The following is a 12,027-nucleotide window of genomic DNA, read 5'->3' on the forward strand; positions in this document are numbered from 1 at the left end:
CTACAAATGGATTTATGAAAATACTGCACCTGAAAAAGCTTTTTTTTATATTAAAATAGCCACTAGAGCAATGCGTACCCTTATATTTTCCTTCGGAATTTTATTTTTCTATTATTTTTTCGAAAAGTATAACACCAATTTTTATGGTTTTTCAACAAAAAAATTAAGTTGGAAACCCTATTTTTTACTTTTGCTATTTGTAATTCCTGTAATTATTATTGCATCATTTCAACCTGGTTTTTTAAATCAATACCCTTCAATTGGTTATACAGGTAACACCATAAATAAGATGCATGCTTTAGCTATTTATGAACCTGTATATTTATTAGATTTTATCTCTATAGAATGGTTTTTTAGAGGATTTCTTGTTTTAAGTATGGTTAAAATTTTGGGCTCAAAGTCTATATTACCTATGGTAGCATTGTATGTTTTTTTTCATGTTGGAAAACCTACTGGAGAAATTATAGGCTCAATATTTGGCGGTTACCTTTTAGGTGTTATTTCTTTACACAGTAAATCTATTATTGGCGGAATTATTATTCATATAGGAGTCGCATTTTTAATGGATTTTATGGCAATTATTCAAAAATTTGATATTTATTTTTAAAATTTATCATCGTTAAATACAACAGACAGTTCCTTGCGACAAATACAGGTTTGTTTAAACGGCAATTGTTTTTCGCTAATACAAAAACTATGTTTGTTTAAATAAGTAGTAAAAAGTTTTTTAAAAACCTGACTCTTTACCTTAATTTTTGTAGCAAAAGGGGTATTGAAAACCAGAAAAAACCTGGATAATATGTTTTCATGGAGATATTACAGATAAAAACACATGTATCTCTAATTAAAATGATGTTGCTGCATATTAATAATTTAAAAAAGATTACATTATTTTTATAAAAAACGAAACCTTGAAACATGAAAAGCGCCATACCATCATAATTCTCATTTTGTTATGGCGTTTTTTTTCTGAATTGTATATCTTATTTAAGAAGCCAAAAAGAGTAACCAAAAAGAAATATCTTCTGTATGCTTTTCTTTTCGCATGTACCTTTTCATATGGACAGCAATTCACCAATTACTCTACAAAAAATGGCTTGCCCAGTAACCACATCTATAAAATAGCCCAAGACGAAAAAGGGTTTTTATGGATTGCTACTGATAAAGGCTTGGTAAAGTATAATGGGAATGACATGAGAATTTTTACCACCAAAGATGGTTTGGCAACTAACGATGTTTGGGAGGTTTTTACCACTCCAAATGGAAAATTATGGTACCTCTCTAAATCATCCAAACTAGGATTTATTGAAAATGATAGTGTATATGCTTTTGAAAGTGAGCTAAAAGGCGAAATTTTTAATCCTATTTATTCAAGTCAAGTCGGAAATAAAATGTTCTTAACAAGCTCTAATACATTTCATGTTTTAAAAAATGAAAAGTGGAAGCTTTTAATGAAGTATCGATTAGGAGACTCTATTGCTGCCAATAGCTTTATTGACCATCCTACTATTTCTAGTTTTAAAACAACAGAATTATTGGATTCTGTTTTTGTTCAAGATAAAAACAATAAAACCATTAAAAGTTATGGCTTTAAAGATGTTTTAAATAGAATTCATAAAAGAGGTCAAATTACTGACAGTCTGTTTTATTGGGTAAATGATAAGCAGTATTCCCTTCTTAATTTAAATACTTTAGAAATACATAATCGGAATTTTAAGGATGAACTAGCATTAGAGCAATCTAAACACGTAAGAATAAATATAGTAAACAGTAAAATCCAGATCTCTGGAAACGGATTTGTTGGTGTTTTAGATGAAAATTTTCACATTAAAAACACGTATTATATACCTGAACATTTAAAAGCCCATTTTGCGCTTATAGACAAAACAGGGTCTATTTGGATAAGTACTTTTACAGATGGCGTTTACCATTTACCCATAGAAAAACAAAATATAAAATATTGTTTAACAGGCGAGAAAGTAAATAGTATAGGGAAGGTAAATGATAACATTATAGCTCATGTTTTTAATAAAGGCTTTTATAAGTTTAACAAATCCAAAAATGAATTTTCACCATTTATAGATGAAGAAGAATATCTCTTTAATGCTACTTATATAGAGGAATTAGATACGGAGTTTTATATGTCTAAACGCCATATTAAAACAGTAAAAAATAAGGTGATTTTAGATCTTGATGTTCAAGACCCTGTTTACTTTATGAATGATAAGGCACGTCAGCTCGTTTATTATAATGATTATTTGTTTGGGCATTTCTCCGTAGGAATCAATAAAATTAACCCTGAAAAATTTAGTATTGAGAACGAATATCTACAAAGTGGGATTAATGAATTGCTGATATTCAATGATAGGTTTTTAGTAGCCACATCAAGTGGTTTAAAGGAATTTAAAGACGAGATGATTTCTTCAATTCAATTTGATAACAAAGAATTTAATCAATCCATATTAAGTATTACTAAAATTTCAGACACAGAGATTTTGCTAAATACCGACGGATTTGGCACCTATATTACAGATTTAAAAACCATAAAACAGTTACCTAAATCCGAATTTCTAATTGTAAATAATGCCTATTTAGAAAACAATACCATTTGGTTAGCAACCGAGTCTGGAGTATTAAAGTACGCAAAAACGAATGATACGTTCGTTTTTCAAGTGCTAATAGATAAAGACAACGGACTGCCATCCAATAGTGTAAACAATATGCTCGTTTATGAAGAGAAACTCATGATAGGTACCAATAATGGAGTTGCTATTATACCAAAAAATCAGAAACACACTTCACAATTATTAGATGTTTATTTTGAGGAAGCTTTATTTAACAATCAACCTATTACTACGCGTAATTCGGTGTTTCAGTATGAAGATAATAGTAGTATAAACTTTAAAATCTCTAATATAGATTATTCTGAAAGGCAGAAAAATTTATCCTATAACTACAAGCTAGAACCTATTCATAAGGATTGGACTCAAACAACAACCAATAATTTAAACTTTAATGATCTTCAACCAGAGAACTACACGCTTTTTATTGAGGCTCAAGGGTTCACTAATCAAGTAAGTTTTACTATTCAGCCCTTGTGGTGGCAGAAATTTTGGTTTAAAGCATCCATGGTCTTACTAGCTATTATTATCATCGTATTAATATCAAGACATTTTGTAAAACGCTCTCAATTTCAAAAGCATCAGAAAATTTTTGAGGATAAACGTTTATCGGAATTACAGCTAAAAGCTTTACGGTCTCAAATGAATCCGCATTTTGTATTCAATTCCCTTTCGGCGATTCAGTATTATATAGGAGAAAATAATTTTGAAACTTCCGAGTTATATCTAGTGAAGTTTTCCAAGCTCATTAGGCAATTTTTTGAACTTTCAAAAGAAAACGAAATATCATTAGCAACAGAAGTTAGTTTACTTCAAAACTATTTAGAAATTGAGAAACTTCGCTTTAAAGAGAAATTAAACTTTGTGGTTCATGTAGATCCTAATTTGGACACAAAGCACACTAAAATTCCAACCATGCTATTGCAGCCTATAGTTGAAAATGCCGTAAACCATGGCGTGTTTAACAAAATGGATAATGGTTTGGTTACCTTAAATTTTATATACATGAATGAACACACCTTTAAAGTAGAAATTATGGATGATGGTGTAGGTTTTGTAAATATCAATAACAGACAAAGTGAGGATGTGAAATCGTCCAATGTGTTGCATGATAGATTGCATTTTTTAAATTATTCTGAAAAATGGAAAATAGATTATAAAACGGAAGAGTTAAATCCAAACAGTGTAGATAAAGGCAACAAATCTGTGTTTATAATTACCAAAAAACAAAAATGAAAAACATAACAGCCATATTAGTCGATGATGAAATTTCAAACCTCAAAGGGTTACAGAAAAAAATTGAAAATTTGTTTCCTGAAATTGAAATTCTAGGCGCTTATCAAAAACCTGAAGATGCTATCGTTGCATTAGAAAAACAAGAGGTTAGTATACTGTTTTTAGATATTCAAATGCCGAGAATAAATGGCTTTGAATTACTTTCAAAACTTACAGCTGTTAATTTTCAAGTCATTTTTGTTACGGCGTATAGTGAGTATGCTATTGAAGCTTTTAAAAAATCGGCCATTGATTATGTGTTGAAACCTATAGATAATAACGATTTGGTTATTGCCATCAATAAAGCTCTGGATGTTATTAAATTGAAGAATGAAAGTGCCAATAATTTAAAATTAGTGAATCTGATAGAAGAGAATATTTCTAAAAATAATAAAGTCATAATTCCAACCCAAAAGGGGATTTCTTTTATACCACAGGAAGAGGTTCTTCATTTAGAAGGTTATGATGGTTATACCAAAATTCATATTATAAATGGTGTAACCATAACAAGTTCTTATAATTTGGGGAAGTTTGAAAAACTATTAAGTGCTAAATTTTTTAAATGTCATAAATCGCATATTATAAATTTAGGAAAAGTACGTCATTTTGAAAATGAAGGCTATCTAGTTTTAGACAATGAGTACCGAGTACCCATATCTAAAACAAACAAAAAAGCCTTTCTAAATTTATTTAATTAGGCTTTAAAGCCGCCTAGATATTGACAATCTTTCAAGTCTTGAACGCTTTTAAACGGGACAACCGTTTTGTTGTACATATAGGTTCTGTCTAATTCTTTAGTAAGCGTTTGGTCGTCTACATTTACAGCTACATCACTCATTTTAAACTGGCATGGATGTTCATATCCTGCCGCGTGTGTAATTTCAATAAATTCCTTTCTAAAAGTTTTAAAATACTGCGCTAATCTTTCAGATTTTAATGTTGGATCAATACCGCTTTGCAGCCATTTATTTTGTGTAGCCACTCCAGCAGGACAACGATTAGTATGGCAAACTTGCGCCTGAATACAACCAATACTCATCATGGCTTCACGGGCAACATTAATACAGTCGGCTCCCATGGCAAATGCCATAGCGGCTTTAGCTGGAAAACCTAACTTTCCACTACCAACAAAAACAATACGTTCTGTCAAGTTTCTATTTTTAAACACTTTATATAAATCACTAAAACCAAAAACCCAAGGTAAGGATACGTGATCTGCAAAACTTGGAGGTGCTGCACCAGTTCCACCTTCGCCACCATCTACCGTTATAAAGTCTGGGCCTTTACCAGTTTTAACCATAATATCGGCCAACTCTTCCCATTGCTCTAATTTTCCAATAGCCGCTTTAATTCCAACCGGTAATCCGGTTGCTTCGGCAATTTGTTCTATAAAAACCATCATTTCCGGAACATTTGAAAAGGCAGAGTGCGTAGGAGGAGATAACACGTCTTTACCTAATGGTACATGTCTTATATCTGATATTTCTTGCGTTATTTTTGCACCTGGTAATACGCCACCTTTTCCAGGTTTAGCACCTTGGGACAGCTTAATTTCAATAGCTTTTACAAATGGATTCTTTTCAACCAAGGCTATTAACTTCTCCATCGAAAACGTACCATCATCACTTCGGACGCCAAAATAACCCGTTCCAAAGTGAAAGACAACATCCCCACCATGCGAATGGTATGGAGACAATCCACCTTCACCAGTGTTATGATAAGCGTCAGCCATTTTTACACCTTTATTCATGGATTCTACAGCCTTGGCTGATAAAGACCCAAAACTCATGGCGCTAACATTAATAACAGAAGCTGGCCTATAAGGTTTTCTTCGGTTGTTATAAAGCCCCATTACTTTGGCACAAGGTAAAAACGTAGGGTCTATAGTATGCGGATGATTTTCTGGAATTTTAAAAGGCATCATGGCATTATTGATAAAAATATGCTGATGTGCATAAATATCTCTATCGGTTCCAAAGCCCTCGTAGTTATTTTGTTTTTTTGCCGAGGCGTAAATCCAGCTCCGCTCAATTCGGTTAAAAGGAAGTTCCTCGCGGTTATTGGCAACTAAATATTGTCTTAATTCTGGTCCAATTTTTTCCAACATATAACGGAAGTGACCCACTATTGGAAAGTTATGGCTAATGGTGTGTCGTCTTTGAAAAAACACATCGCGAATAGCAACTAAAATTAACGCAATAAGAATCCACATCCACCAAGATATGTCGCCTAAAAAATCAAGGAAAGCATTCATAGAGTAAAATTTTTACGTAAAGATATTTAAAATTAATCTGAAAAATTAGATATCTTTATAAAATGGGTAAATCTGGAAAAAAGTGGTTAAAAATAGGACTCGGAATAATTATTGGTTTTTTCATACTGTTGTTTGTTGTACAGTGGTTTGTGCAAAATAAACTAACAAGTTTTCTTGAAAACGAACTTCCTAAAACCATGAGCGTCACGTATTCAGATTTACGTGTGAACATTTTTACGGGTAGCTTGGAAGTCGATGCGCTTAAATTTTCTAGAATTGGCGAAACAACCAATGATACATTACTAACACTGAAACTAAAACAATTATTGGTGAAAGATGTTGGTTATTGGAACTATATCATGAATAATACCATTCATGTTTCGGATTTAAAATTAGAAAGTCCTCATGTTGTATATAACCACAACCCGAAAGTCCAAAAGTCTGCATATAAATCGAAATCTAACAAACCGTTTAATAAGATCGTGAAGTTGGATGATTTTAATATAGAAAACGGAAGCATTCAAATTCATGATGTGTCAACAGATTCCTTAATGCTACAAGTGAAAAATACTCAATTTTCACTGGAGAATATTCGTTTTGACGAAAAAACGAAACATCAAAAAATCCCAATAACGTATGAAAATTTAAACCTAATTTTTGATAATTTGTTTTTTAAAATGGGTGAATATGATGATTTAAGAACAGGAAAATCTAGTATTCAAAAGGAACAAATTAATTTGCAAGATGTTTCAATAAAAACTAACTATTCCAAAAAAGAATTGTCTCGCGTTATAAAAGTAGAACGCGATCATTATGATGTAACCATAAAATCATTTCAACTAAAGGATTTTAATTATGGTTTTCGTCAGGACTCCATCCTTCAAATTAAAAGTCCGCAGGTGTTAATAACAGAAATTGATGCAGACATATATCGTGATAAATTGGTAGCTGATGATATGAGTATCAAACCACTTTACAGCAAAATGCTACGAGATTTAAAGTTTGATTTAGCTATTGATGAGGTTATAATTGTGGATACCAAAATTAGTTATTCCGAAAAGGTAAAAGCAGATCGTCAAGCCGGAACGGTTAATTTTAATGATTTTCATGCCACAATAAAAAACGTGAGTAATACGTATGTGTCGCCAACAAAAACAACATTGGATATAAAAACGCAATTTATGGATCATGCGCCATTGCATGCTAATTGGGAGTTTGATGTGAATAATATTCAAGATAGATTTCTATTCCAAGCAGAAATAGATTTATTGAAAGCATCGTATTTAAATACATTTTTACAACCCAATTTAAATGTGCGTTTGGAAGGTGAATTGGAAAAAACCTATCTAACTATTGATGGTAATGACAATCTCTCACAAATTGATTTCAAAACAAAATATCAAAATTTTGATGTGGTTGTACTGCAAGAAGGTGGTAAAGAAAAAAATACGTTTTTATCCGATGTAGTAAACATTTTTGTTTCCAAAAATAGTAATAACCGCGAATCTCAATTTAAAGAAGTTACCAAGCAAGGTATTGAAAGAAACAAAAACCAATCGGTTTTCAATTATATCTGGATTAATACGCGAGCTGGATTACTTAAAGCTATGACGTTTGAATAAAATCCTCAATTTTTCTGATTAAATTGTTTATAATTATTCATAAAACCGACGGCCTAAACGGCTAACATTGGTTATTTTCACACTTTAAAAATTATAGAAGTTTGGAGAAGTATTTAAGCCAGTTAAATGAAGCGCAACTTGCGCCAACATTGCAGAAAGATGGACCGATGATTGTTATTGCAGGAGCTGGTTCTGGCAAAACACGTGTCTTGACGTATCGTATTGCGTACCTCATGAGTCAAGGTGTGGATGCCTTTAATATCCTATCATTAACATTTACCAACAAAGCAGCACGTGAAATGAAAGCGCGTATTGCAACTATTGTTGGTGAAAGTGAAGCAAAAAACCTTTGGATGGGAACTTTCCACTCCGTTTTTGCTAAAATTTTGCGTTTTGAAGCCGATAAATTGGGCTATCCAAGCAATTTCACCATTTATGACACCCAAGATTCTGATAGGTTAATTGCGTCTATAATTAAAGAAATGAATTTGGATAAGGAAATCTATAAAACGAAACAGATTCGTTCCCGAATTTCATCATACAAAAACAGCTTAATAACTGTAAAAGCCTATTTTCAGAATCCAGAATTAATGGAAGCTGATAAAATGGCTAGACGTCCACGATTAGGCGAAATTTATAAAAATTACGTGGATCGCTGTTTTAAAGCAGGTGTTATGGATTTTGATGATTTACTATTAAAAACCAACGAATTGCTTACGCGTTTCCCCGAAGTATTAGCAAAATATCAAGATAAATTCCGCTACATTTTGGTGGATGAGTATCAGGATACCAACCACTCGCAGTATTTAATTGTTCGTGCCTTATCAGATCGTTTTCAGAACATCTGTGTGGTAGGGGATGATGCCCAAAGTATCTATGCCTTCCGAGGCGCTAACATTAATAATATTTTAAACTTCCAAAAGGATTATGAGGATGTGAAGCTCTTTCGTTTGGAGCAGAATTACCGTTCTACAAAAAATATTGTAAATGCCGCGAATTCCATCATTGATAAAAACCAAACCAAGCTTGATAAAATAGTTTGGACGGCCAATGATGAAGGTGCTAAAATAAAAGTCAACCGTTCGTTAACCGATGGTGATGAAGGGCGTTTTGTAGCAAGTTCTATTTTTGAAAACAAAATGCAAAATCAATTGCCAAATAGCGATTTTGCTGTTTTGTATAGAACTAATGCGCAATCCCGTTCTATTGAAGATGCCTTAAGAAAGCGAGATATTCCGTATCGTATTTATGGTGGTTTATCATTTTATCAGCGAAAGGAAATTAAGGATGTCCTGTCTTACTTACGTTTAATTATTAACCCAGCTGATGAGGAGGCTTTAAAACGTGTTATTAATTACCCGGCTCGTGGTATTGGGCAAACAACTATGGATAGATTGGTTGTGGCAGCAAATGGATACGGTAAAACCATTTTTGAAGTCCTTCAAAACATTGATAAAGTAGATGTAAATATCAACTCGGGAGCACGTAATAAATTAAGAGATTTTACAACGCTTATTGAGAGTTTTCAGGTTATGAATCAAACCGCCAATGCCTTTGATCTGGCGGAGCATGTAACCAAAGCTAGTGGTTTAATTCGTGAATTAAATAAAGATAGCACGCCTGAAGGTGTTGCTAGAATGGAAAATATTGAAGAACTATTAAATGGTATTAAAGATTTTGTTGAAGGGCAAAAAGAAATTGCAGATGCCACGGCGTCATTAGCAGAGTTTTTAGAAGATGTGGCTCTGGCTACCGATTTAGATGCGGATAAAGGCGATGCCGATCACGTAGCTTTAATGACTATTCACTTGGCAAAAGGCTTGGAATTTCCGTATGTATATATAGTTGGTTTGGAGGAAGATTTATTTCCGTCAGCCATGAGTATGGGAACGAGAAGTGAGTTGGAGGAGGAGCGTCGTTTGTTTTATGTTGCTTTAACCCGTGCTGAAAAACAAGCCTATTTAACCTATGCTTTATCCCGTTACCGTTGGGGAAAACTGATTGATTCAGACCCAAGTCGCTTTATTGAAGAAATAGACGAGCAGTATTTAGATATTATAACACCAATTGAAGAACGCCGATTTAACCCGATGCTAGATGCTGATATTTTTGGCGATCCGGAACCCAATAAAGTGCGTTTTAAAAAACCAGTTCAACCTACTTTTAAGAAGAAAGGTGCACCCGTTTCTAAAGTGGTGAAGAAGGAATTGCCGACTTCTAAAAATTTAAAGCCGGTAAGTCAAACCAAAGGGAATACAAATCTATTTGATGGTAAATTAGCCGTAGGAAATATGGTAGAGCATTTGCGTTTTGGTAAAGGCGAAGTTTTAAAAATTGAAGGCGCCGGAGGGGACACAAAAGCGGAAATAAAATTTAACAATGGTGGTGTTAAAAAGTTATTATTACGCTTTGCTAAATTAGAAGTGATTGGATAAAAGTGCTAATCAAAATGTGTTTGCATAAAGGCTTTTAGTTTAATAGTGGAATCTAACAATTCAAGACCAATCCAGCCATGACCTGCATTTGGGTATAGGGTGAATTCATTGGTAACACCTAAATTATCCAACTTCGCATGCATATCGGTTCCTTGTGATACAGGAATTAGCGGGTCCATTCCCCCGTAAAACAATATGGTAGGCGGTGCAGAAGCTGTGGCACGATGATATGGGCTTGCTTCTTCTAGAAATTCTATAGAGGCATCAAGACCATAAAGATCTAAAAGCGCTTGTAATTCAGGATTCGTATTGCTCAAATATGCAGGATCCGCTAAATTGGTAGGTCCAACAATGCTGCAAACCATATCTATATCAGAGCCAGTATCAAAGGCATAGCTCCATAATAATGCTAAATGTGCGCCAGCACTTACGCCTATAAACGCAAAATCATCATCAATAACATAAAATTCGCGTTCATTTTTTAAATAATTAATTACAGCTGTAATATCATTAATTTGCATCGGGTATGGCTGATTGTTGGCGTCGGCTAAGCGGTAATTCATGTTTACAATACCCATGTTTGGAAATTCATTTTTAATAAAATCTCTAAAACCATTCATGTCACTTTTGTCACCTGCACTCCAACCGCCTCCGTGTACCAAAATCATAACATTGGTATCTAGAGTTCTATTTGCTGGAAGATAAATATCAAATTTTTGATGAATACTATTTCCGTAAGAAACATTTAATTTTTCGTAATAGGCTGCGGCGTTTAAATTTGAGCCTTGAGAGGTCTCATCATCGGAATCGCATGAAAACACAAGTAAAACTGTTAATGAGCACAATAAGAGCGAATGAATAGTTTTCATAATAAATAGAATTAAGTATCTTGCTTAAGTTAACGATATTTTCCGAATAATAGTATGGCTGAATTTATAAGAATATACGAAGAAAACCCAAATCCGAAAGAGATTAAGCGGGTTGTTGAAATTTTAAAACGAGGCGGTTTAATTATTTATCCAACCGATACCGTTTATGGGTTAGGGTGTGATATTACCAATGTAAAAGCTTTGGAAAAAATTGCTAGAATTAAAGGTGTCAAGCTAGAAAAGTCAAATTTTTCTTTTATCTGTCACGATTTAAGTAATTTAAGCGATTATGTTAAGCAAATAGACACCACAACTTTTAAAATTTTAAAACGGGCGCTTCCTGGGCCGTACACTTTTATTTTACCAGGAGCAAAATCCCTTCCTTCTGTTTTTAAAAAAAAGAAAACCGTTGGTATTCGTGTGCCTAGTAATAATATAGCGTTGGAAATAGTAAAGCAATTAGGAAACCCTATTATTTCTACATCCATTCGTGATGAAGATGATGTTTTGGAATATACTACAGATCCTGAATTGATTTTTGAAAAATGGGAAAATTTAGTCGATTTGGTTATAGATGCTGGTTATGGTGATAACGTGGCATCTACCGTTATCGATTTATCTGAAGACACACCAATAATAGTGAGAGAAGGAAAAGGTAGTTTAAAGATTTTTTAGAAATCTTTAAACCACCTTTTTTTTGTTTTTGAGTATTAAGCGGATTTTAAATTTCTTGAAAATCGGTTGGACTCCTTACCGCTTATGATAATAGAGTCTGCTTGAAAATATTTTTCAGATTTAATCACATTGATAAGCCAATCCAAATGATTTTTAGATTTTCTTTCAAACTCATAGTGTAATGTCTGTTTCATAGTAAAATTGGTTTTGAAGTAGGCGATTGCCAAAAAATTTCACAAAGAAAAAGTTACGGTAGTTTTGGGTTACTTAAATTTA

Annotated in this window: 9 protein-coding genes; 6 read left to right on the forward strand and 3 right to left on the reverse strand. The window is 33.1% G+C overall.

The genetic code is table 11. From position 1 onward, the window contains the following. The 3 genes from ACN0QX_RS14080 to ACN0QX_RS14090 form a co-directional block, all read left to right on the forward strand. Positions 1-607: type II CAAX prenyl endopeptidase Rce1 family protein (locus ACN0QX_RS14080; protein WP_417197855.1), on the forward strand; the 607-nt coding region annotated here is incomplete at its 5' end. A gap of 304 nt (positions 608-911) precedes the next feature. Then, complete coding sequence (locus tag ACN0QX_RS14085) at positions 912-3,857, forward strand: histidine kinase (protein ID WP_417197857.1); 2,946 nt, start codon at positions 912-914, stop codon at positions 3,855-3,857. Continuing rightward, positions 3,854-4,594, forward strand: coding sequence for a LytR/AlgR family response regulator transcription factor (locus tag ACN0QX_RS14090; protein WP_417197859.1), 741 nt, complete (start codon positions 3,854-3,856; stop codon positions 4,592-4,594). Before ACN0QX_RS14085 ends, ACN0QX_RS14090 begins: the two co-directional genes overlap by 4 nt. Here ACN0QX_RS14090 and ACN0QX_RS14095 read toward each other — a convergent pair. After that, the gene (locus ACN0QX_RS14095) at positions 4,591-6,150 is read right to left on the reverse strand and encodes an FMN-binding glutamate synthase family protein (protein WP_376861060.1); all 1,560 of its coding nucleotides are present in this window, start codon (positions 6,148-6,150) and stop codon (positions 4,591-4,593) included. The two genes, ACN0QX_RS14090 and ACN0QX_RS14095, sit on opposite strands and share 4 nt — an antisense overlap. A 197-nt stretch (positions 6,151-6,347) precedes the next feature. Between ACN0QX_RS14095 and ACN0QX_RS14100 the strand changes: the two genes are divergently transcribed. Next, on the forward strand, positions 6,348-7,772 hold the full coding sequence (locus tag ACN0QX_RS14100; RefSeq protein WP_417197862.1) for a hypothetical protein: 1,425 nt from the start codon (positions 6,348-6,350) through the stop codon (positions 7,770-7,772). Positions 7,773-7,873: 101 nt separating this feature from the next. Further along, a complete protein-coding gene (locus ACN0QX_RS14105) occupies positions 7,874-10,207 on the forward strand; it encodes an ATP-dependent helicase (protein WP_248398899.1) in 2,334 nt (777 codons plus the stop codon). A gap of 5 nt (positions 10,208-10,212) precedes the next feature. Here ACN0QX_RS14105 and ACN0QX_RS14110 read toward each other — a convergent pair whose 3' ends face one another. Then, positions 10,213-11,088: an alpha/beta hydrolase fold domain-containing protein gene (locus ACN0QX_RS14110; RefSeq protein ID WP_417197866.1), complete on the reverse strand. Its 876-nt coding sequence runs from the start codon at positions 11,086-11,088 to the stop codon at positions 10,213-10,215. A gap of 42 nt (positions 11,089-11,130) precedes the next feature. Here ACN0QX_RS14110 and ACN0QX_RS14115 point away from each other — a divergent pair, with 42 nt between their 5' ends. Then, on the forward strand, positions 11,131-11,751 hold the full coding sequence (locus tag ACN0QX_RS14115; protein ID WP_417197864.1) for an L-threonylcarbamoyladenylate synthase: 621 nt from the start codon (positions 11,131-11,133) through the stop codon (positions 11,749-11,751). Between the two features lie 35 nt (positions 11,752-11,786). Here ACN0QX_RS14115 and ACN0QX_RS14120 read toward each other — a convergent pair whose 3' ends face one another. Beyond that, complete coding sequence (locus ACN0QX_RS14120; RefSeq protein WP_248398905.1) at positions 11,787-11,945, reverse strand: hypothetical protein; 159 nt, start codon at positions 11,943-11,945, stop codon at positions 11,787-11,789. Positions 11,946-12,027 lie beyond the last annotated feature (82 nt).

Source organism: Bizionia sp. (assembly GCF_048259285.1).
Classification (GTDB): Bacteria; Bacteroidota; Bacteroidia; order Flavobacteriales; family Flavobacteriaceae; genus Algorimicrobium; species Algorimicrobium hallyeonense.